This window comes from Micromonospora sp. CNZ322 (assembly GCF_007827755.1).
The window spans coordinates 167,968-190,800 of record NZ_VITD01000007.1 but is presented as its reverse complement, the minus strand read 5'-3'; the positions used below and the strand labels follow the sequence as shown (position 1 = coordinate 190,800).

17 protein-coding genes are annotated in these 22,833 nt (G+C 70.4%); 6 read left to right on the top strand and 11 right to left on the bottom strand.

All coding sequences use genetic code 11. From position 1 onward, the window contains the following. Window positions 1-235: 235 nt before the first annotated feature. Both FB453_RS34955 and FB453_RS34950 read left to right on the top strand, forming a co-directional pair. Entirely contained in the window at window positions 236-361 is a 126-nt protein-coding gene (locus FB453_RS34955; protein ID WP_486480331.1) for a hypothetical protein, read from the top strand. A gap of 1,282 nt (window positions 362-1,643) precedes the next feature. Further along, complete coding sequence (locus tag FB453_RS34950) at window positions 1,644-2,582, top strand: hypothetical protein (RefSeq protein WP_486480337.1); 939 nt, start codon at window positions 1,644-1,646, stop codon at window positions 2,580-2,582. Between the two features lie 90 nt (window positions 2,583-2,672). On the opposite strand, the gene FB453_RS18630 is transcribed toward FB453_RS34950, so the two are convergent. Both FB453_RS18630 and FB453_RS18625 read right to left on the bottom strand, forming a co-directional pair. Beyond that, window positions 2,673-3,674: a D-alanine--D-alanine ligase family protein gene (locus FB453_RS18630; protein ID WP_112584008.1), complete on the bottom strand. Its 1,002-nt coding sequence runs from the start codon at window positions 3,672-3,674 to the stop codon at window positions 2,673-2,675. Between the two features lie 7 nt (window positions 3,675-3,681). Continuing rightward, window positions 3,682-4,995: an aminotransferase-like domain-containing protein gene (locus FB453_RS18625; protein WP_112584007.1), complete on the bottom strand. Its 1,314-nt coding sequence runs from the start codon at window positions 4,993-4,995 to the stop codon at window positions 3,682-3,684. A gap of 295 nt (window positions 4,996-5,290) precedes the next feature. On the opposite strand from FB453_RS18625, the gene FB453_RS18620 reads away from it, so the two are divergent. Continuing rightward, window positions 5,291-5,956: a GNAT family N-acetyltransferase gene (locus FB453_RS18620; protein WP_145791910.1), complete on the top strand. Its 666-nt coding sequence runs from the start codon at window positions 5,291-5,293 to the stop codon at window positions 5,954-5,956. Window positions 5,957-5,970: 14 nt separating this feature from the next. Here FB453_RS18620 and FB453_RS18615 read toward each other — a convergent pair whose 3' ends face one another. The 7 genes from FB453_RS18615 to murJ all read right to left on the bottom strand — a co-directional run bounded on the left by FB453_RS18615 (window position 5,971) and on the right by murJ (window position 14,335). After that, window positions 5,971-7,134, bottom strand: coding sequence for an N-acetylmuramoyl-L-alanine amidase (locus FB453_RS18615; protein WP_112583927.1), 1,164 nt, complete (start codon window positions 7,132-7,134; stop codon window positions 5,971-5,973). A 170-nt stretch (window positions 7,135-7,304) separates the two neighbouring features. After that, window positions 7,305-7,628, bottom strand: a complete 324-nt coding sequence (gene trxA, locus FB453_RS18610; protein WP_030331849.1) for a thioredoxin — start codon at window positions 7,626-7,628, stop codon at window positions 7,305-7,307. Between the two features lie 31 nt (window positions 7,629-7,659). Next, a complete protein-coding gene (gene trxB, locus FB453_RS18605; RefSeq protein ID WP_091396582.1) occupies window positions 7,660-8,610 on the bottom strand; it encodes a thioredoxin-disulfide reductase in 951 nt (316 codons plus the stop codon). Window positions 8,611-8,793: 183 nt separating this feature from the next. Beyond that, on the bottom strand, window positions 8,794-9,786 hold the full coding sequence (locus tag FB453_RS18600; RefSeq protein ID WP_145791907.1) for a hypothetical protein: 993 nt from the start codon (window positions 9,784-9,786) through the stop codon (window positions 8,794-8,796). Further along, a complete protein-coding gene (gene sigM, locus FB453_RS18595; RefSeq protein WP_145792150.1) occupies window positions 9,783-10,499 on the bottom strand; it encodes an RNA polymerase sigma factor SigM in 717 nt (238 codons plus the stop codon). The genes FB453_RS18600 and sigM overlap by 4 nt, the downstream gene beginning before the upstream one ends. A 43-nt stretch (window positions 10,500-10,542) precedes the next feature. Continuing rightward, window positions 10,543-12,150: a protein kinase family protein gene (locus FB453_RS18590; RefSeq protein WP_145791905.1), complete on the bottom strand. Its 1,608-nt coding sequence runs from the start codon at window positions 12,148-12,150 to the stop codon at window positions 10,543-10,545. Between the two features lie 445 nt (window positions 12,151-12,595). Next, the gene (gene murJ / locus FB453_RS18585) at window positions 12,596-14,335 is read right to left on the bottom strand and encodes a murein biosynthesis integral membrane protein MurJ (RefSeq protein ID WP_145791903.1); all 1,740 of its coding nucleotides are present in this window, start codon (window positions 14,333-14,335) and stop codon (window positions 12,596-12,598) included. A gap of 126 nt (window positions 14,336-14,461) precedes the next feature. Here murJ and FB453_RS18580 point away from each other — a divergent pair, with 126 nt between their 5' ends. Next, a complete protein-coding gene (locus FB453_RS18580) occupies window positions 14,462-15,922 on the top strand; it encodes a CCA tRNA nucleotidyltransferase (RefSeq protein WP_145791900.1) in 1,461 nt (486 codons plus the stop codon). A gap of 69 nt (window positions 15,923-15,991) precedes the next feature. Then, entirely contained in the window at window positions 15,992-18,310 is a 2,319-nt protein-coding gene (locus FB453_RS18575; protein ID WP_486480330.1) for a S8 family serine peptidase, read from the top strand. A 128-nt stretch (window positions 18,311-18,438) separates the two neighbouring features. Here FB453_RS18575 and FB453_RS18570 read toward each other — a convergent pair whose 3' ends face one another. After that, a complete protein-coding gene (locus tag FB453_RS18570; protein ID WP_145791898.1) occupies window positions 18,439-19,962 on the bottom strand; it encodes an SPFH domain-containing protein in 1,524 nt (507 codons plus the stop codon). A 28-nt stretch (window positions 19,963-19,990) separates the two neighbouring features. Next, the gene (locus tag FB453_RS18565) at window positions 19,991-20,512 is read right to left on the bottom strand and encodes a hypothetical protein (RefSeq protein WP_486480336.1); all 522 of its coding nucleotides are present in this window, start codon (window positions 20,510-20,512) and stop codon (window positions 19,991-19,993) included. A 218-nt stretch (window positions 20,513-20,730) separates the two neighbouring features. On the opposite strand from FB453_RS18565, the gene FB453_RS18560 reads away from it, so the two are divergent. After that, window positions 20,731-22,809 (top strand): S8 family serine peptidase, encoded by a 2,079-nt coding sequence (locus FB453_RS18560; RefSeq protein WP_145791894.1) that lies wholly within the window; start codon window positions 20,731-20,733, stop codon window positions 22,807-22,809. Window positions 22,810-22,833: the final 24 nt, after the last annotated feature.

The window sequence follows — 22,833 nt, the reverse complement described above, 5'->3', positions numbered from 1 at the left end:
TCATTCTCGCTTCGCCAGCCAACCCGGGGTCCCGCTCTAGCCGCAGGAGAAGTCGGCGGGAGTGGTGAGCGGACGGGTCGGTTGCTGGCCCGCGCGTGCGAAAGCACAATCCGCAAGCGGCTCGCGGCTCGCGGCTCGCGGCTCGCGGCTCGCGGCTCGCGGCTCGCGGCGGGCGCGGTGACGGGCGCGGCGGGCGCGGCGGGCGCGGCGGGCGCGGCGGGCGGTCGGCGCGGCGATGGGTGTCGCGACGGGCGAGTCGGTGGGCGACGAGGTCGGCGTCGCGAGCGGCTGGTGGCGGGGCGGACGCAGCGGCGGGCGGCGGCTGCGGGTGCCGAGCGACTGGCGGCGGCCACTGGGGTGAGTGCATGGTGCCGAGTGGATCCTCTACACGCGTCGCAGAAGGCTCCGGAATGGTCCACTCGACCGCAACCACCCCCTGCGCCGATCAAGGCGCCAGCGAGCCGCTGAGTGGCGCTAATCGACGTCTTCGTGGTCATCTGCAGGTGGGCCGAGCATCTCGATCGCGGTGAGTCTGGCGGAACAGCCTCGCAGCGACCTCGGTGGGAGTCCGCCGGATCGCCGAGCCGCCGAGCCGCTGGACCGCTGGGCCGCTGGGCCGCCGGACCGCCGGACCGCCGCGCCGCCGGGCCGCTGGGCTGCCGCGCCGCCGGGCCGCCGCGCCGCTCGGCCGCTGGGCCGCTGGGCTGCCCGACCGCTGGGCCGCCGCGCCGCTCGGCCGCCGGACCCCGGACCGTTGCGAGCCCGGCCCGCATCGCCGGATCGCGTTCGCTGTCCGGCGCTCGGTTTCACGTGAAACCGAAGTCGCGGCTCGCTGGCACCGATCGGAAGCCCTGGGGTCGACGGCCAAGCGGAGCCGCCTGCCCGTCTCAGACGCTCGACGTCAGTACTGCGGTTCGATCTCTTGGTCCTTGGGCATCCTGAGCATCCGGGCATCTGGGCGTCGAAGCCGTAGGCCAAGGTCTGCTGGCACGGTCCGCGAGACGAGCCGAACCGTCACCGCCGACGTGTACTCAACTGAGCCAGCGGACGGTCGTCGGAGGCTGGTTGCCGCGCCGGCGGTGACACGCGGCGCCGAGCGGACCGCACCCGTCCGATTTCGTCCCCGGCGGCCGTCGACACCGCCGATTTGGCGGTTCGCGGACAACGACCGACTGGCCGAAAAGTTATCCACACCGGTTGTCCACAGGCACCCCCCGTTTCACGTGAAACAGCGCGTGGGAGCGGGTGCGAGCCTGTGGATGACGGCCTGTGTTCAGGATCTCGGCAGCCTGTGGATATCGTCTCTCGGCGCCCCGCGCGACCATGCGCAACCGGTCGGCGATGGGCACCGATCCGGTGGCCCGGGACCGCTCGAACAGGTAGGGACAGCGGTGCCAGACTCGGTTAGGGTCAGCGTCGTGCACGACAACCCTCCCTCAGTCCCGGACTTCACCCAGTGGCCGTCATTTCCCTTCGAGGGTGACCTCCACGTGAAGCAACTCGATGATCCGGTCCCGGTCGAACCGCCCCGGAAGGGCGAGGGTCTCCGGGAATGCACCGCCTGCAACGCACCCGACGACGCCTACATCTGGGTGGGCGAGCGGTGGCGGGTCCGCGCCATGGACCGGCCCACCGGCCTACCCATGGTGCTCATCCTGGAATCGCGCACCCACCTCGACCTCGGCGACCTGCCGAACCTGCTGGCCGCCGAACTGGGGGTGATGACCGTACGTCTGGAGCGGGCCATCCGGTCGCTCGACGGCGTGGCACGGGTGCACGTCAATCGCTGGGGCGACGGCTCGGCTCATCTGCACATGTGGTTCCTCGCCCGCCCGTACGGCCGTCTTCAGTTGCGGGGCACGTTCCTGTCCCTGTGGGACTCGATCCTGCCGCCGATCTCCGAGGCGCAGTGGCGGGAAAATTTGGCGCTCGTCGCGGCCTGGCTCGCCGAGTTCGGCGGCCGCCCACTCGCCGAGCCACCCCGCATCCAGTGGCAGGCGCCGTCCAGTCTGCTGGCCCAGTCCGCTGCCGCGGATGCCGCTGCCGCAGCGGAGGCTGCCTCAGCGGCAGCAGCCGGGACGGAGGCGGTCTCGGTCATCGAGGCGGCAGAGGAGATCCCCGAACCAGCGCTCGACTCCACTCCTGATCCGACCGACGCCGACAGCGGGCCCCGGGCCGAACCGGTCGTCGAGCCGGACGCCGGTTCCAGCTCGACGACGACCACCGTCACCGACAGCGCGGCTGAACCCGCTCGGTCGGCATCCGTCACCAATCTGTCCGGCATCACGGCCTCCGGCACCAGGAACTCCACCGCCGCAGCATCCGGCAGCGCCGCCACGGCGGCTACCGACGGACTCCACGTGGGCCCGGCGGAGGCACCCACCGACGGGCCCCGCGTCGGCCCGGCGAGCGGAAGCGCCGACGAGGCCGGTTCCGCCAACCCGGCAGCGTCCGACCCGGCCAACGGGGGCGCCTCCGGAGAAGCCGTTAGCAAAACGGTCCCCGAGAAGGGCGCCGGCATTGCGGGCGCGGCCGCGCCCGCCGACGGCAGCGACATACCCGACGTACGCGCGGCCCAGTGATCTGGACCCGACCATGAGGTTGACCCGGACAGGCCAACCTCATGGTCGTCCGGCGGGTGGTCCGCAGGGCCGAACGGGTTGGCGGCTAGGTCAGTGTTTGGTGAGGCGGGCGGCTGCTCGGGCGACCAGGGTGCCGAGGAGTCGGCCGAAGTCCAGCCCGGCCGCCTGCACGGCGAGCGGAAGCAGTGAGGTCTCCGTCATCCCTGGCGAGACGTTGACCTCCAGCACGTGCGGCTGGCCGGCCGCGTCCACGATCACGTCGACGCGGGAGAGATCCCGTAGACCGAGCGCGGTGTGCGCGGCGAGGGCCACGTCAGCGACCGTGGCGGCCACCTCCGGGTCCAGCCGGGCGGGGGCGTGCCAGGTGGTCCGCCCCGCGGTGTAGCGGGCGGCGTAGTCGTACACGCCGTTGCGCGGCACGATCTCCACCGGCGGCAGTGCCTGCGGGCCGTCGCCGAGGTCGACGACGGAGACTGCCACATCCATCCCCGGCACGTACCGCTCCACGAGCGCCGTGGAGTAGTACGCGAAGCAGCCAACCATCGCGGCGGGCAGCGCGGCGGCGTCCCGGACCACCGCCCCGCCCAGCCCAGACCCGCCCTGCGCCGGCTTGACCATCAGGGGTACGCCCAGACGGTCGACGATCCGGTCCAGGACGGCGACCGCGCCGAGCTCGGAGAAACGATCGTGCGGGAGCGCCACCCAGTCGGGGGTGGGGATGCCGGCCTCGCGCAGCACCGCCTTGGCCGAGGGCTTGTCCCAGGCGACCCGGGAGGCTCGAGCGTCGCAGCCGACGTACGGGACGTCGCACAGATCCAGCACCCCGCGCAGTGAGCCGTCCTCGCCGGTCGCGCCGTGCAGTGCGATCACCACCGCGTCCGGCGGGTCGGCCGCGAGTGCCGGTAGCAGCGCCACGTCCGCGTCTCGCAGCTCGGCCTCCACGCCGACGGCGCGCAGCGCGTCGAGCACCCGACGACCGGAGCGCAGCGACACGTCCCGTTCGTAGGAGAGCCCACCGGCGAGCACCACGACGCGCAGGTCGGCCGAGATGGCGGATTCGGTCACGAGGAGGTGCTCGGCGGTCGTACCCATGCCGGCATCATGCCAAGTCGGGCCCGGGCACGTCGGAGCCGGCCCGGCCGCGTCGGCCGGCGGCACCACCCACGGCACCGAAGACGCGGCGCATCGCGATCTCCTGCTCCATCACACCGGCCAGCCGGCGGACGCCCTCGCGGATCCGCTCCGGCGGCGGGAAGCTGAAGTTGAGCCGCATGGCGTCGGTGCCGGTGCCGTCGGCGTAGAAGCCGGTGCCGGGAACGTAGGCGACCCGGGCGGCGACCGCTCGCGGCATCATGGCCTTCGAGTCGAGCCCGTCGGGCAGGCTGGCCCACACGAAGAGACCGCCGGCCGGCGTGGTCCAGCTGGTGCCCTCAGGCATCAGGTCGGCCATCGCGTCGAGCAGGGCGTCGCGACGTTCCCGGTAGACCTCGCGATAGACCTTGAGCTGCTGCCGCCAGGGCATCGTGCTCAGGTAGGTGGCCACCGCGGCCTGGGCGTAACCGCTGGGGCAGAGGATCTGCGCCTCGCTGGCGATGACCAGTTTGTCGCGGACCGCGTGCGGCGCCAGGATCCAGCCGACCCGCAGCCCGGGGGCGAAGGTCTTGGAGAAGGTGCTGAGGTAGAAGACGCCGTCGCGGCGGCGGGCCCGCAGGGGGGCCGGGGCCTCACCCTCGAACCCGAGCTGCCCGTACGGGTCGTCCTCGACGACGAGCAGGCCGGCGCGCTCGCAGATGTCGAGCACCCGTTCCCGGCGCTCCTCGCTGAGCGTCACGCCGGTCGGGTTCTGGTAGGTGGGGATCGTGTAGAGAAACTTGACCCGCTGGCCCGCACGGGCCAGGTCGGCGATGGCCGTCTCCAGCGCCTCCGGGATGAGCCCGTCCGCATCCATCGGTACGTGGACTACCTGCGCCTGGGCGGCCTGAAACACGCCGAGCGCACCGACGTACGTCGGCCCCTCGGCGAGCACCACGTCACCCGGGTCGAGGAAGAGCCGGGCCACCAGGTCCAGTGCCTGCTGCCCGCCCACGGTGACCACGACGTCCTCCGGGGAGGCACCGCACGCGGCGTCGATCCCGGAGAGCGACATCACCTCGCAGATCCGCTCGCGCAGCTCGAGGGTCCCCTGACCAATGCCGTACTGAAGAGTGGTCACGCCGTGCTCGGAACCGAGCCGGCCGAGCATCTCGCCGACCGCGTCCAGCGGAAGGGCGGCGATGTACGGTGCGCCACCGGCGAGCGAGACGACCTCCGGACGACTGGCCACCGCGAACAGTGCTCGGATCTCGGAGGCGGTCATCCCGCGTACCCGCCGGGCGTACCGGTCGGTGTAGTCGTCGAGTGTCGTGCCGGTCATGACCTCACCTCGATCGCTGCTCGGGTGGCTCCCGCCCCGGGTACCCCGCACACCGCTGACCATGGCGGCGGACACACCGATTGTCGATCCTAGTCCGCCATAGTCGTGCTGCCGCCGTGCCGAGGCAGATCGACCACATGGCGGACCGTCCTCGGCGTCCCCCGTTGCGGTGGGCATTCGCGCGTCCCCTCCCGAATCGCCGATCGGCGGCGTACGATCGCTCGTCGGGGGCAGGAAGGCGGCGCTGTCGTTCCATGCCGGTCTCACCACCGAGCCTATTGTGGGGATGCGCCATATGTCGCGACGTCTGGTCAGCCTGACCCTCGACACGTTGGAAGACCTCCCGCGCCCGTGCCGGCAGTGCGTCTACTGGGAGCTTGATCCGGTCTCCGCGGACCGTGCCTGCGCCGCTGGCGATCCGGGCCTGGAGAAGGAAGCGTGGGTCTCCCAGACGCTGCTGGAGTGGGGCTCCTGCGGCAAACTCGCGTACGTCGACGGCATGCCGGCCGGCTTCGTGATGTACGCCCCGCCCGCCTACGTGCCCCGTTCGATGGCGTTCCCGACCTCACCGGTCTCCGCGGACGCGGCACTGTTGATGACGGCCAACGTGGTAGCCGGGTTCTCCGGCGGCGGGTTGGGCCGGATGCTGGTGCAGGGTGTCGCCCGGGATCTGACCAAGCGTGGGATCAAGGCGATCGAGGCGTTCGGCGACGCCAAGTTCGGCGACGCGGACGACCCCGCCGGCGGTTGCGTGGCCCCCGTCGACTTCTTCCTCTCCGTGGGCTTCAAGACCGTACGTCCGCATCCGCGCTTCCCCCGGTTGCGCCTTGAGCTGCGTACGGCGCTGAGCTGGAAGTCCGACGTCGAGTACGCGCTGGAGAAGCTGCTCGGGTCGATGAGCCCGGAGACCTTGCTCCGGCCGGTCCGTCCGGCTCCGGCCACCCGCTCCACCAACGGCTGACGCCCGGCGGCGAATCAGTCCACCACCGTGCCGGCGGTCACCACGGCACGCAGTTCGCTGACGTCGAGCGATCCGGTCGGGACGTCTCGTTCGATCGGGTAGTACATCCGCTGCACCGCGGCCACGATCGCCTCCACCACCCGGTCCCGGAACCGGGGGTCGACAAGGTGGGCGCGGTCCGTCGGCGAGGTGAGGTAGCCGACCTCGACCCGGACGGCGGGCATCCGCGTCAGTCGCAGCAACTCCCACGTCTTGGCGTGCGTACGGCAGTCCCGCAGCCCGGTGCGGGCGACGATCTCCCGCTGCACCAGCCCGGCCAGGCGTTCACCGGTCGCCGAGGTCACCCCGTTGTCGGTGCCGTAGTGGTAGGTCGCGACGCCCTCCGCATCCGGGTTGGCGTGGCCGTCGAGGTGCAGCGAGATGAACACGTCGGCGCCGAGCGAGTTGGCGAGCAGGGCCCGGTCGGTGTCCGGCAGGCAACTGTCGGGCGACGGGCCCCGGGTGAGCTGCACCCGCACCCCGGTGGCGGCGAGTCGCCCCTCCAGTCGGCTCGCCAGGTCGTGCACCAGGTCCGCCTCGGTCCAGCGCAGCGAGCCGTCGGGCACCACCATCCCGGGGTCGGTGCCGCCGTGCCCCGGGTCGATGACGACCGTCTTGCCGACCAACGCCGGCCCGGACTGCCGGATCGCGTCGGATTCGCGGAGCCACTGCGGGCGGCCGCCGACCACCTTGCGGCCGATCCGGCGGAGCGCGTTCATGGTGTGTGGGCCGCAGGAGCCGTCCGGGGTGAGCCCGACCTCACGCTGGAACTGGGCTACCGCCCGCGACGTCCGGACGCCGTAGATCGCGTCCGCGCGGCCCACGTCGTACCCCATCTCCAGCAGTCGCTCCTGTAGCGACCGGACATCCTCGCCGGTGAGTGGCTCGGGGACCGCGTGGTAGAGGGTGCGGGCGCCGAGCCGCCAACGGGCGGCATCCAGGGCGCGCCAGGTCTCGGCGCCGACCCGGCCGTCCACACTGAGCCCCCGCGACTGCTGGAACGCGCGCACCGCCCGCTCGGTGTCGAGGTCGAACTCGTCGGTTTGCGGGCCGGCGGCGGCCAGCAGTTCGAGGCCGGTCAGGATGGTACGGATCTCCGTGACCGCGGGTCCCCGGTCACCGGGTCGGATCGGACGCACGCACGACCCCCTCTGCACGACGCTGGCTGGCCGGGCGGCCCAGGCTTGAGGCTATGCGTTCCGGGGCGGCGAGGTGGCTGGGCCGAGAAATACGTCGGCGGTACGGCCGAGAAGACGCCGAACCCCGCACCCGGCGAGCGGGTACGGGGTTCGGTTGATGTTTCTGCTGGTCAGAGGGCCGATTCGATGAGCCGGACCAGCTCGCCCTTCGGCTTGGCACCGGCGATCGACTGCACCGGCTGGCCGTTCTTGAAGACGGTGAGCGTCGGCACCGACATCACCCGGTAGGCCCGGGCGGTCTCCGGGTTCTCGTCGATGTTGAGCTTGACGATGGTGACCTGGTCACCCATCTCCCGGGCGATCTCCTCGAGCAGCGGCGACACCTTGCGGCACGGCCCGCACCACTCCGCCCAGAAGTCCACCAGCACCGGCTTGTCGGCCTGCAGCACGTCAGCGACGAAGCTCTTGTCGGTGACCGCCTTGGTTGTTCCCACTATGCCCCTCCTCCGGGATGTGTTCCTTGTTTCAGCTGAGCGTCGCGATGAACCGCTCGGCGTCGAGCGCGGCGGCACAACCGGTGCCGGCCGCGGTGATCGCCTGACGGTAGGTGTGGTCGACCACGTCACCGGCGGCGAAGACACCGGGCACGTTGGTGCGGGTGCTCGGGGCGTGGACCTTCACGTAGCCCTCGTCGTCCAGCTCGACCTGGCCCTGGAACAGCTCGCTGCGAGGGTCGTGACCGATGGCGACGAAGACGCCGGTCACGTCCATCACCTTGGTCTCGCCGGTGTGCACGTTGCGGACGCGAACGCCGGTGACCTTGCCGTCCTCGCCGAGGATCTCCTCGACGGTGCTGTTCCACTCGACCTTGATCTTCTCGTTGCTCAGCGCCCGGTCGGCCATGATCTTGCTGGCCCGGAACGAGTCGCGGCGGTGGATGATGGTCACCGACTCCGCGAAGCGGGTGAGGAAGGTGGCCTCCTCCATCGCCGAGTCGCCGCCGCCGACGACCACGATCTGCTGGTTGCGGAAGAAGAAGCCGTCACAGGTGGCACACGCGGAGACGCCGTGGCCCAGGAATTCCTGCTCACCGGGCACGCCCAGCGGACGCCAGGCCGAACCGGTGGAGAGAATGATGGATCGCGCCCGGTAGGCGGTCTCGCCAACCCAGACGGTGCTCACCGCGCCGGAGCCGGCGTCGCCGGTGTCCACCAGCTCGACCCGGGTCACGTCGTCGGTGAGGAACTCGGCGCCGAACCGCTCGGCCTGCTTGCGCATGTTGTCCATCAGCTCGGGGCCGAGGATGCCGTCGGCGAAGCCGGGGAAATTTTCCACCTCGGTCGTGGTCATCAGCGCGCCACCGGACTGCACGCCCTCAATGATCAGCGGCTTCAGGTTGGCACGTGCGGCGTAGACCGCCGCTGTGTAGCCGGCCGGCCCGGAGCCGATGATGATCAGGTTGCGGACCTCGTCCACTGCCGTCTCCCGAGTTGTGTGTGTTCGGCGTCGGCGCGAGCACCGATGCTGATCCGAGTCGCCGACGCCTGGGTGGGGCCGGCAGCTGACTTCCAGAACGTCATCGTACGAACCGGGGATTCCCGAGCCGGGCATCCGGTGGGTCAGGTCACGTGGGGGGTCATCGTGCCATTGACCGTGGATTCACCCTACCCGCGCCGAATACCGGCTGTCCGAGCCGGACCCAGGCACTCCGCACTCCGGGCCACTCACCCAGGCCCACCGGGCGCCGGTCGCGTCGGTGAAATGGATGACCAGCCCCTGATCGCCCTGGAACCGTGCGTAGTCGATCACCTCGACCACCAGTGGGGCCGATCCGTGCTCCGTAGCGATGCTGGCCAGACAGCTGGTCAGCGCCGCCTCGTCGGTCAGCCGGGCCAGCTGGTCCGACCCGTCGGGAGAGGGACGGCGGTCGCCCTCGGCATCCACCTTCGGCTGCTCGCTCGGGGTGTTGCCGGTCGCCCGGCTGGTGGCCGGTGTGCCTGGCGCGTCCGTGCCGTAGGCGTTGCCGAGGGTCTGCGGGGTGTAGTTCGTACCACTGCGCAGTGCCGGCCCGGTGGTGCGGGCCGTCCCGGCCCCCGCGACGCCCTCCGGCGCGCTGGCCGGCTGGTTCATGGCGTTGGTGCCGGCGGAGTCGTCCGACGCCCGCATCGAGAGCTGGTTGAGGCCCAGCGCGACGGCGATGACGGCGATCGCGGCGGCGGCCACGGGTGCGCCACGGCGGGCCCAGCCGCGCTGGCGGCGGCCCGGACCGATGGACGCCTGGCGCCCCGCACCGCCGGGCGTGGGCATGGCAGGCCGGCGACCGGCCCCGCCCTGCGCCGGTACGACAAACGGCGTCCCAGCGTCGGCGGGTGCCTCCTCGGTCGAGGTGTCGGTCGGCTCTGCGGAGGCGAACGCGGCCAGGAGGCGGTCGGTGATCGCCGACGGCATCTCCGGGGACGGCTCGGCCCAGCGGGTCAGGTCCGTCCGAACCTCGGTCACGGCGGGGGCCAGCATCGCGTACGCCTCGGCCCAGGACGGGTCCGCGGAGACCAGTTGGGCGACCTCGTCCTGCTGCGGGGTGCCGTCCAACGCCCCGCCGAGGTAGTCAGCGAGGAGGTCGACGTCGACCTCCCGGAACCCCTCGGTCGTCACGTGTCCTCCTGGTTGGCGTCCCGCCGGTATCGACCTGACCCCGATCCGACGCCCTCCACCGGGCCGGGGTTCCCCGGCGTGACGCCGGGCACGCCCGTGATCGGGGCGGTGGGGTCCGGTCGGGCCGAAGGCGTCGCGACGGCGGCGGGGCGGAGATGCCCGAGCAGCACAGCCAGCCGCGCCCGGCCCCGGGCACACCGGCTCTTCACAGTGCCCTCGGCGACGCCGAGGATGCGGGCGACCTCGGCGACCGGATAGCCCTGCACGTCGACCAGCACCAGCGCGGCGCGTTGCTCAAGGGGCAGCGCGGCGAGCGCCTCGCGGACCACCAGCACTGTGTCGTGGTCCACAACTGGTGCCGCCGGCTCGAGCCCGCCGGTGCCCGATCCGTCGTCGGCCCGGTTGCCGTCCGGCAGCGGCACTGTGGGGTGCGCCTGCCGGCGTCGGATCCGGTCCAGGCAGGCGTTGACCACGATCCGGTGCAGCCAGGTGGTGACGGCGGAGTCGCCGCGGAAGCGGGCCGCCGCCCGATGCGCCGATAGCAGGGCGTCCTGGAGTGCGTCGGCTGCCTCCTCGCGGTCGCCGAGCGTCCGCAGGGCCACCGCCCACAGCCGGTCCCGGTGCCGGTGGAACAGTTCGGTGAAGGCGTCCCGGTCTCCGGCGACGTGCGCGCGCAGCAACTCCAGGTCTCTTGCGGCGGCGCGCCCGTCCATCACCGCGTCCAGTGAAAGCGGTGCCCGGATCGTGGTGCTCGGCTCACGACCCCTGGACCGTAATCTCCTGCACGCCCAGCTTGAACCCACCCTCGGACGGAGGCAACTCGGTGATCCAGAACAGCAGGTACTGGTATTTCTGGTCGACGTCGAAGCCGTTGAACGTCATGGTGGTGCCGTCGTGGTCCTCGAACGGCTGGCCGATGGCGGTCTTGTAGCTCGCGACCAACTGCTTGTCACCGCTGGAGCTGGACTCCGGGTTGGTCGTGCCGGCGAACAACTGGGCGGACGCGTTGGTGGCCGACAGCACTGCCTGCACCGACTTGACTGTGTGCGGCTGGCCGAGGTCGATCCAGACGCCCATGCCCTTCTTCAGGTTGCCGAAGTTGGGCCGGTCCCGGTAGGTCTCGGTCTCCCAGCCCTTGTCCTCGTCACCGTCGATGACCTTCTCGGCGCCGTCGACCTCGCTGCGGTCCTTGCTTTCCGGGTCGATGATCCGGACGTCCTTCACGGTCAGCTTGCGGGCCGTCGCGGCGGCCGGGGTGGCGTCGCCGGCGGGGGCACTGGAGGTCGGCGCGGCGACCGGATTGGACTGCGGGTCCTTGTCGTCGCCGCCCAACGCGATGATCCCGATCAGCAGACCGACCAGAGCGACGGCCAGCAGACCAGCGATGCCGACGGCGACCTTGCGACCCCCGGCCGCGGCCAGTGGCGACGGCTCTTCCCCGGTTTCGGCGGCGAACCGCAGCGGCCCGCTGTTGTCGAGGTAGTGCTCATCCTCGGCCGGCACGTCCAGTCGCGCCAATTCCGCGGCGAGCACGTCCGAGGACGGCGGCGCGATCTCGGCATCGAGCAGGTCCATGGTCAGGTCGTCCAGGTACGCCGGAACGCCCGCCCGAACCTGGCGCGGTGCCGCGATGGCACCCCCGGCGTCCCGAACAGCGTCCGGGATGGCGGCGCGGCCGTGGCCGGCGGTGGCGCCGTGCAGTGGTGCCTCGGCGTGCGGCCAGGAGCCGGTCAGCGCAAAGTAGAGGACCCCGCCGACCGCCCGGATGTCGTTCTCCTGGCTGTCGGCGCCGTCGGTGCGGGCGTCGGCCAGGACCACCCGGCCCTCATCGCTGATCATGACGGTGCCGGGGTGGACGTTGCCGTGCACCATGCCGGTGGCGTGCACCGCGGCGAGCGCGCTCGCGACGGCGTTGCCGATCGCGGTGGCCCGAGCCGGGTCCAGGGGGCCGTCGGTCGCCAGGTCCCGCAGGGACTGCCCGTCGACCCACTCGCGCACCACGTACGCCCGGTCGGCCTCGTCGATCGCGTCGTAGACGCCGACCAGGTTGGGGTGGATGACCCGGCTGGCCGCGACGGCGGCCTGAAGCATCTCGGTGGCGGAGTCGCCACCCGGGTAACGCAGCACCACGGCAACGGGACGGCGCAGGATGACATCGACCCCGCGCCAGACCAGCCGACCCGCACTGTCGTTGTTGATGTGCTCAACCAGTTCGTACCGCTCGGCGAGGACTTCACCGGCCGTGGGAGCACCGAAGGTCATGACCGGAGGAGCGCTTTCGTCCGCCTCCTGACCCTCGCCGACCTGGGTCACCCGTCCTCCCTCGGTGATCGTGTCGATCGATGAACCCGAACTGCTGGGCATGTGGCTTCCCGCTCTGCCGTTGAAGGAACCGGCCGACCGGTGTCGACGCCCAGCGTCGGCCCCTGCCGTACCCGTCGAGAGCGACCTTACCCGGGTTGCCCGTCTCTCCGACATGTCATCTTCCCGCCGTACCTGGCGGGGTTCCGGCTGTCGAAGAGCTCGTCCGGTTACGACCGTTGTCAGCCACGTTGCTGGCACATGTACTAGCTAATCTACGGCTTCACCGCAAGTGACCGACGCCGGGGCTGGGCTGGCGTGGCGCTCGCGCTGCCTCGTACGTTCCCACCGATCGGGTCGCCACCCTCAGCCGTACGGTTGGTTATCCACAGGCCGAAGCGGCGGTTGACCGGCGAATCGCGGAGTTATCCACAGGCGCATCCCCAGCCTGGTGATCCGTAGTCACGATCCGTATGAGTGTCAACTTGTTGTAATCGGATGCTGCCACTCAGCGACCGAGGCGGCGGCGAACCATCCCGACCACCTCGGTGATCTCGCCGATCCTCAGCAGCATGGCCAGACCCAGGTAGGTCCCGCCGATCACCACACCACCGATCACGAGCTGGGTTGCCGCCTCGATCCAGCTCGGCTCGTCGCCGCCGGGCAGCAGGGTGATCACCAACCATCCGACCAGCGCCGCGCCGAGTGCGGCGACCACGACCCGGCCGAGGGTACGCATGATGGCGCCCAGGCCGATCCGGCCGACCCGAGGCCGGAGCAACCAGGCGGACGCTACCGCCGCCGCCACGTAGGAGACCGCGTTGCCGATCATCATTCCGGCTGCCGCGAAGTGCGCGGCGAACGCAGCGAACAGCACGATCTGTACGCCGACCCGCAGCGCCACCACCGGAATGTTGATCAGGGCCGGGGTTCGGGTGTCCGGTAGGGCGTAGAAGGCAAAGGTGAAGAGCTGGCTGATCGCGAACGGCACCAGGGCGATTGCGGCAAACAGCAGCACGGTGGACGTGGCTGTCGCGTTCTCGGCGCTGAAGGCGCCGTACCGGAAGACGACCACCGAGATCGGAATGGACAGCACCGCGTAGCAGACCGCGATCGGCGCGAGGACCGCCGACACCATCCGGACACCTCGGGAGAGGTCTGCGGTGACGTCGTGGAACCGCCCGTCGGCTGCGGCGGCTGCCATCCGGGGCATCAGCGCGGTGATGATCGAGACGGCGATGATGCCGTGGGCCATCATCAGCAGCAGGAAGACGTTGTTGTAGATCAGGATGCCGGCCTGGTCCGTGCCCGCGGCCCGGGTGAGGAGATTGACCACCACGAAGAGGCCGAGCTGGTTGACCGCCACGTAGCAGAACATCCAGGCCCCGAGCTGGGCCAGCTCGCGCAGCCCCAGCTCGCGGAAGTCGAACCGCCACTTCCAGCGGAAGCCGACCTTGCGCAGCGCTGGCAACAGCCCGGCGGTCTGCACCGCCACGCCGAGCAGGGTGCCACCACCGACCAGCAGGATCCGGCCGGCGTCCATCTCCGACGGCTGTAGCCCCTTCGCCCCGTAGACCAGGATGTAGAGACCGAAGACGCCGATGACCACCAGGTTGTTGAGGATGGGGGCCCACATCGGCGCGGCGAAGTGACCCCGGGTGTTCAGCACCGCTGCGATCAGCGCGCTGACGCCGGTGAAGAACAGCATCGGCAGGATCAGCCACGACAGGCGTGTGATCAGTGTGGTGTAGGCCTCGTCCTTACCGCTGGCGTAGATGGCTGTCAGCCAGGACGCCGACGCCACGGCGATCAGGGCCGCCACCGCCAACGCCAGCACCGCGAGGCTGAGCAACCGTTGGGCGTACGCCTCACCCCGGTCCGCGTCGCTCTTGCGCCGACGGACCAGCACCGGGATCAGCACGCTGGTCAGCACCCCGCCGAGCAGGAACTCGTACACCTGGTTGGGGAGGAAGATGGCTGTCGTGTAGGCGTTGCCGATCAGGTTGCCGAGGGCGGCGCCGATCATCAGATTCCGGATGAAGCCGGTGCCCCGGCTCACCAGACTGCCGACAGCCATTACCGCGCTGTTGGCGGCGGCGCTGGTCTCGCCGACGACCTCGGGCGGGGGTGCCGTCGCCTCCGCCGCAGGCTGGTTCAGCGGCTCCGCGGAGATGAAGATCGCCCCGTCAGCCGGCGGCACGTTACCGTCCGGCGTGGCGTTGGCGCTGCGGTAGAGCCCGCCGCTCATCTCCAGCCTCCCAGGGGTACGTCGAGTCGGACACCGACCCGCACGCCACAGACCATAGTCAACCCCCACCCGTTACCCGCGCCCGGCGGATCGGATCACACCCCGGCCCGATAAGCTGGCGATCCCATGTCCGAAGCCTCCGCTCCTCACGCCGCCGACCGCCGCGAACTCACCGCCGCGCAGCGCAACGCCGTCGCCGAACTGCTCCGGGTGTCCCCGGTCGCCGACGAGTTGGGCCGCCGCTTCGTCCGCGCCGGTCACGAGTTGCACCTGGTGGGCGGTTCGGTGCGGGATGCCCTGCTCGGTCGACTCGGGGACGACCTCGACTTCTGCACCGACGCGCACCCCGACGAGACCCTGCGGATCATCAAGGGCTGGGCCGAGTCGATCTGGGAGACCGGTCGGGAGTTCGGCACCATCGGCGCTCAGCGCGACGGCCTCCGACTGGAGATCACCACTTTCCGTGCGGAGTCGTACGACCAGGTCAGCCGCAACCCGGTGGTGGTGTACGGCACCAGCCTCGACGAGGACCTGAAGCGGCGCGACTTCACGATCAACGCGATGGCGGTCAGCCTGCCGGACCACCGGTTCACCGACCCGCACGGTGGGCTGGACGATCTCTCGGCCAAGGTGATCCGTACCCCGAGCACTCCTGGTGAGTCGTTCGGCGACGACCCGCTGCGGATGCTGCGGGCCGCCCGGTTCGCCGCGCAGCTGCGCTTCGCCGTCCACCCGGACGTGCACCTGGCGATGACCGAGATGGCCGCCGACCTGGACCGGATCACCGCCGAGCGGATCCGCGACGAGTTCACCAAACTGCTCTGTGGCGCGGACCCGATCACCGGGCTGCGGCTGCTGGTCGACACCGGGCTGGCCGAGCGGTTCCTGCCGGAGCTGACCGGGCTGAAGCTGGAGATCGACGAACACGCCCAGCACAAGGACGTCTACGAGCACACGTTGACGGTCGTCGAGAACGCGGTCTCCTACGAGGAGGAAGGCTGCGACTTCATCCTGCGGATGGCCGCCCTCCTGCACGACGCCGGCAAGCCGGCCACGAAGGCGGTCGGGTCCGACGGCCGGGTCAGCTTCCACCACCACGAGGTGGTCGGCGCCCGGCTGACCAAGGCCCGGATGAAGGCGATGCGTTACCCCAAGGACGTCACCGCGCAGGTGACCGCGCTGGTCGCGCTGCACCTGCGCTTTTACGGGTACGGGCGGGGCGAGTGGACCGACTCGGCGGTGCGCCGCTACGTCGCCGACGCCGGTGACCTGCTGCCCCGCCTGCACAAGTTGACCCGCTCCGACTGCACGACCCGCAACCGGCGCAAGGCCGCCCAGCTCGCGGCCGACTACGACGCGCTGGAGGATCGGATCGCCCGGATCGCGGCCGAGGAAGACCTGGCGCGGGTTCGACCCGACCTGGACGGCAACGCGATCATGGAGCTGCTCGGCGTACCGCCGGGGCCGGTGGTCGGGCGGGCCTGGAAGCACCTCAAGGAGCAACGCCTCGAGCACGGCCCGCTGGACCGCGACGCCGCCGAGGCGGAGCTGCTGCGCTGGGCCCGCGCCGAGGGCATCCTCGGCTGACGCGCTCACTTCAAGGCTGGTCAGGCAGCGCGATCTGACGTGAGGTGGCGGGAGCCGTCACTGCAGGACGTGGCCGACGTCGATGAAGGACGACGCAGGCCACAGCTGTCTGGTCGACGACGAAACGCCAGCGGATCGACCGAATGGCTGAGGTGTAGCGCTTTCATCGTCGTCCATGATGTCTGGGCGTCCGTCGGCTACCGGTGCATCGACACCGCCGCCGACCCCACCGCCCGTCCGGTCGTCCGGATTGGACGGGCGACGACCAAACGGGGAGATCACCTAGTGAAACGCCGTGGCGTGATACGCCGCTCGGCGGTGGCGAGCCTTGCTCTCGCCTCCGCAACCATCATCGTCAGCGCCGCGACCGGTGGGGCCGCCATGGCCGAACCGTCCGCTCCGCTGGCGCCGAAGCCCGCAAGCAAGTTGACGGCCCCCAAGCAGGACGGCCGGTTGGACAAGGCCAAGCCCGCCGAGGTCGTACCGGATCGCTACATCGTGGTCCTCAAGGACAAGAAGACCACCCCGGCGAAAATCAAGGCCGCCGCTTCGGCTCTGGCCAAGGAGAACGGCGGCAGCGTCCGTCGGACGTACAGCAACGCCCTCAACGGCTACTCCGCCGCGATGACCGCGAAGCAGGCCGGCCGGCTGGCCGCCGACCCGGATGTCGCATCCGTGCAGCCGGTGATCCGCTTCCACAAGAGCGGAACGCAGAGCGCGCCACCCTCGTGGGGCCTGGACCGGATCGACCAGGTTTCGCCCAAGCTGAGTGGAAGCTACACCTACCCCACCACCGGTGCCGGGGTGAAGGCGTACATCGTGGACACCGGCATCGACATCAGCCACAGCGACTTCGGTGGCCGTGCCTCGAACGGCTACGACGCGATCGACCAGGACAATGTGGCGCAGGACTGCAACGGTCACGGCACGCACGTGGCGGGCACAGTCGGCGGCACGAAGTACGGCGTGGCCAAGGCCGTCAACCTGGTCGCCGTCCGGGTCCTCGACTGCGATGGCTCTGGCACCACCGAGCAGGTCCTGGCCGGGATCGACTGGGTGACCGCCAATGCGCAGAAGCCTGCCGTGGTCAACATGAGCCTCGGCGGGCCGGAGGACCCGGCGATCTCCAACGCGGTCAGCAACTCCATCGCTACCGGTCTCACCTACGCGGTGGCCGCCGGCAACGAAGCGGACGATGCCTGCTCGTACACCCCGGCCGAGGTGTCGGCGGCGATCACCGTCGGAGCCACCGACAGGATCGACCGTCGGGCCTCGACCGAATACTTCGATTCGAACTACGGCCCGTGTGTCGACGTCTGGGCTCCGGGCGTGGACATCGTCTCGGCGGCAAGCGGGACCACCGACGGGTCGGTGGCCTTCAGCGGGACCTCGATGGCGGCGCCGCACGTGGCCGGAGCCGCTGCGCTGCTGCTTCAGTCGAACCCGACGTGGTCGCCGTCGCAGGTGCGCAACACGATCGTGACCCGGGGGCTCGCCGGCGCTGTGCTGAACCCGCAGGGCGGGGTGGACCGTCTGCTCAACGTCGCGTCGGCCCTCTCTCCCGCGCGTACCTCGCACGGCCTGCTGGCGCGTTCCAACGGCTATTTCGTCTCGGCTGACGGTGCGGGCAGCAAGCCTCTGGCCGCCGTCGGCCCAGTGCTGGGCGGCTGGGAGAAGCTCGACATCGTCGACGCCGGCAGCGGCCTTGTCGCACTGCGGGCGAACGTCAACGGTAAGTACGTCAGCGCCAACGGTGCTGGCAGCAAGCCACTGATCGCCGCAGCCGCGTCGGTGAGCACGTGGGAGAGGTTCCAGCTGGTTCACAACATCGACGGCACGGTGAGCCTGAAGGCCACTGTCAACAACAAGTACGTCAGTGCGCCCAGCAACGGTGGCCCGCTGATCGCCAGCGCGGCGAACGCCAGCACCTGGGAGAAGTTCGACCTCGAGACGAACCTGATCGTCAGCTTCAAGTCGGCCGCCAGCGGCAAGTACGTCTCCGCTGACGGTGCCGGGAGCAAGCCGCTGATCCCGGTGGCCGCGACGGTCAGCACGTGGGAGAAGTTCGAGCTGTTCGACCTGGACTACTACGGCTACTTCGGCATGCGTTCGTTGGCCAACGGCAAGTGGGTCTCGGCGACCGGTGCCGGATCGAAGCCGATGCTTGCCTCGGCCACCGGAATCGATGCCTGGGAGGCCTTCACCTTCTGGCACCGGGGTGTCGGTGCCACGGACGGGTCGGGCTGGATCTACGCGAACGTCGACGGGCAGGCGGTCAGTGCCGGCAGCGCCGGCACCAGCCAGCTGATCCCGAACAAGGACTTCGACTTCTGGGCTCCGGACTTCGGCCTCTCGGCGGGCGAGCGCTTCGTCATGAACCTCGCCTGAATCAGCCACGGAATTACCACCGGCGCCCGCCGGCACCCCTCCCTCGGGAGGCGGTGCTGGCGGGCGCCGGCCGTTCGTGGGTCATCCGGTGCCGGCCAGAGCCTTGACGGTCGGCCGGTCCCTCGGGCTCAGCGCGAGACGGTGCTGCCGTCCACCGTGCCGACCCCGGTTGCCGGCGCGGTGGCGTCGGTCCGTCCGGCACCGAGCCGTGCCAGCAGGCCGGGCAGGTCGATCCCGGTGAGGTCGCTGCCGAGCTGGAGGCCCTGAGCCACGTTGCCGGCCACCGACTTCGTGAGCGACGACGCGCCGTCGGTGGAGATGACTGTCATCTTGTCGATCGCCCCGATCGGCGCGCTGGCCGCCTCGACCACCTGCGGCAGGACCTTGACCAGCAGGTCCAGCACGGCTGCCTCTCCGTACGCGGCGAACGCCTCGGCCTTGCGCGCCATCGCGTCGGCCTCGGCCTCACCCTTGGCGAGGATGGCCGCGGCCTCGGCCTGGCCTTCCCGCTCCACCGCCTCGGCAATGGCGGAGCGTCGCCGCTGCTCGGCCTCACCCTCCTTGGCACCCTCGATGGCGTTGGCCTCGGCGAGCGCGGCCCGTCGGGCCCGCTCACCCTCACCGGTGAGGCGGGCCTGCTCGGCGGAGGCCTGCGCTGCGGCGATGACGGACTGGCGCTGCGCGTCGGCGTGCAGCACCGCCGCGTTGCGGGACGCCTCGGCCTCCTGCTCCACCTTGTACCGGGCCGCGTCGGCCGGCTTGCGAACCTCGGTGTCGAGTTGGCGCTGCTTGAGTTCGGCGTTGCGCTCGGCCACCTTCTGCTGTTCGGAGAGGATCGCCTGGTCCCGCTCGGCCTGGGCGAGCGGTCCGGCCGCCGCGGACTTCGCCTTCGCCGCGTCGATCTCGGCCTGGATGCCGGCCTGCTTGAGAGCCAGGTTGCGGTTCGCCTCGGCGATGGCCTCCTCGGCGAGCAGCCGCTCCTGCTCTGCCTGCTGCCGGGCCCGGGCCTCGGCGATCGCCGCGTCCTTCAGCACCCGGGCGGCCTCGGGGCGGCCCAGGTCCTGAAGGTAGGAGCCTTCGGCGAGGATGTCCTGGAGCTGAAAGGTGTCCAACACCAGACCCTGGTTGGTCATCGAGTGCTCGGCCTCCTCGGCGACCGCGCTGGCGAACGCCGCCCGGTCCCGGATGACCTCCTCGACGGTGAGCCGGCCGACGATCGAGCGCAGCGCGCCGGCCAGCACCTCGCGGGTGAAGTTGTCGATCTCGTCCTGCTGGTGCAGGAACCGTTGTGCGGCGGCCCGGATCGCGTCCTCGGTGCCGCCGACCTTGACGATCGCCACGCCGTGCAGGTCGGCGCGGATGCCCTGCTTGCTGACGGCGCCCCGGATGCCGACGTCGATCCGCCGGCTGGACAGGTCGAGCGACTGGAGCTTCTGCACCACCGGCAGCACGAAGACCGAGGCGCCCAGCACGACCTTCTGACCGGAGTTGTCGGTGGACCGCCCGCCGTCGGCGGTCTGGGTGGTGCGGCCCTTGCGACCGGTGACGATGAACGCCTCGTTCGGGCCGGCCACCTTGATCCGGGAGAGCACGAAGAGCACCAGGATGAGCGCGAGGAGGACCGCGCCACCGATGGCGATGAGTAGGGCCATATGAGGAGTCCCGTCTATGAGGGTGAGGTCAGTAGGTCTCTACGTGCACGCTGGTCTCACTGAGCGCCTGCACGACGAAGACCTGTGCGCCGATCGGGATCGGCTGGTCCGCGCGGGCGCTGAGCTTGACCGGTTGGCCGGCGAGGCGAATGCGGACCTCGCCGTACCCGTTGGCCGGCACCGGGGTGACAACCAGGCCCAGCGCGCCGACCAGGTCGTCGCGGGTCGGGGTGGGGTCGGTGCGCATGTTCCGCGCCGCCCGACTCAGCCGGGACGCCAGCCAGGCGGTGGGCACGGCCGCGAGCACGCCGCCGGCCACCGCCCCGACGACCATGCCAGGTGTACGCGCACCGAGCAGTTCGTTGACGATGGCCGCGCCGAACCCGAACGCCCCGGCGAAGCCGGCGACCGTCTCGATCGAGATCGGCCCGTCCACGTCGGCGTGCCCGAACTGGAACAGCTCGGTGCCGAGCAGGGCGAGCGCGAGCACACCGATGCCCGCCCCGCCAATGATCAGAAAGATGAGGGTCCCCGTTGCCACGACCAGCACGGTATCGACGTCCCGCAACGTCTCGGTGCCCGTTGTCCTGTCGGCGATGTGACGACGACACGGGTGCGTATCGACCGAAAAGCCGAGGCGCGCCAGGCCGGCGATCGTCCACGATGGCAAGACGCTGACCGGCAGTCGTGCACGTCGATGCGACACTGGCGGCGAACATGTCTGACCATCCGCGGGGGATGGTCAACGAAACACGGGGAGTTCCATCTGTGAAACGTCGTGGCGTCATCCGCCGTTCGGCGGTGGCGGGCCTTGCTCTCGCCTCCGTAACCCTCATCGTCAGCGCCGGCACCGGTGGCGCCGCGCTGGCCAAACCATCCACCCCCTCCTCGGCGGGGCCCAGCCAGGAGGCCGCGGACACGCATGCCAAGCGTCCCCAGGCCAAGCCCAGTGCCGTCGTGCCGGACAGCTACATCGTTGTCCTGGACAAGAAGGCCACTCCAGGGCAGCGCAGGGCCGCCGCCTCGGCGTTGACGAAGAGCAACGGCGGCACGGTCCGTCAGGTCTTCGAGAAGGCGCTGAACGGCTACTCCGTAGCCATGACCAGTCAGCAGGCGGCTCGGCTGGCAACCAACCCGGACGTGGCCTACGTGGAGCCGGTACGGACCCTGTCGAAGAATGGGACGCAGACCTCGCCGCCCTCATGGGGCCTTGACCGTGTCGATCAGGTCTCGCCGAAGCTGAACGGGTCGTACTCCTACCCGAACACGGGCGCCGGTGTCACCGCCTTCGTGATCGACACCGGCATCGACGTGGCCCACGAGGACTTCGGTGGCCGGGCGGTCTCCGGGTACGACTTCGTCGACCGGGACGACGTCGCCCAGGACTGCGACGGGCACGGCACCCACGTGGCGGGCACCATTGGCGGCACCCGGTTCGGGGTGGCCAAGGAGGTCAAGCTCGTCGCGCTGCGGGTCTTCGGGTGCGACGACAACGCCCGTACGGACGACATCGTCGCCGCGATCGACTGGACCACCACGCACAAGACCGGTCCGTCCGTGGTCAACATGAGCCTCGGCACCTTCGACACCGGCACCTTTCAGGCCGTCGCCAACGCCATCAACAACTCCGTCGCCAACGGCCTGACCTACGCGATCGCCGCCGGCAACGACTATGACGACGCCTGCTCCTACACCCCGGCGAACGTGTCGGCAGCGATCACAGTGGGTGCGACCGACATGGTCGACTACCGGTCCTGGTGGACCAACTACGGCAGCTGCATCGACATCTACGCGCCGGGCATGAGCATCGTCTCGGCCGCGGCCGGCACCGGCAACGGCTCCGTGTCCTTCAACGGCACGTCGATGGCCAGCCCGCACGTCGCGGGGGCCGCGGCGCTGCTGCTCCAGGCCAATCCGACCTGGAGCCCGGCGCAGGTCCGGGACACCATCGTCACCAGGGGCATCGCCGGTGCCGTGCACAACCCGTGGGGCGGTACGGACCGGCTGCTGAACGTTGCGGCTGCCGTCTCGCCGGAGCGTGACTCGCACGGGTTGCGGGCACGATCCAACGGCAAGTTCGTCTCGGCCGACGGTGCCGGCAGCAAGCCGCTGGTCAACAACGGCCCGGCGCTCGGCGGGTGGGAGAAGGTCGACATCGTCGACGCCGGTGGCGGTCTGGTCGCGCTACGGGCGAAGGTCAACGGGAAGTTCGTCTCGGCTGACGGCGCGGGCAGCAAGCCGTTGATCGCCGACAGGTCGTCGATCGGCCCCTGGGAGAAGTTCCAGCTGATCGACAACTCGGATGGAACGGTGAGTCTGAAGGCCACCATCAACGGCAAGTTCGTGACCGCACCGAACACCGGTGGTGCGTTGATCGCCAGCCGGCCGAGCGCGAGCACCTGGGAGAAGTTCGACGTCGAGGCGCCGAACCCGATCGTCAGCATCAGGTCGGCCGCCAGCGGCAAGTACGTCTCCGCCGACGGTGCGGGCTCGAAGCCGCTCATCCCGCTGGCCGCCTCGGTCAGCACCTGGGAGAAGTTCGAGATGGTCGACATCGACTTCGGCTACTTCGCGCTCCGCTCGCTGGCCAACGGCAAGTACGTCAGCGCCGAGGGTGCGGGCAGTAAGCCGCTGGTGGCGTCAGGTCCCACCGCCTCGTACTGGGAGGTCTTCGACTTCCGCTGGTACCGGGGCGACGGATCGATCTGGCTGCGGGCGGTGATCGACGGGCAGGCCGTCAGCGCGGGCAGCGCCGGCACCAGCCAGCTCATCCCGAACAAGACCTTCAACTCTTCCGACGACTTCGGTCTCACGGCTGGGGAGCGCTTCTTCTTCAACCCGGTCTGATCGGCCTTCGCGGCCTGATCCTCG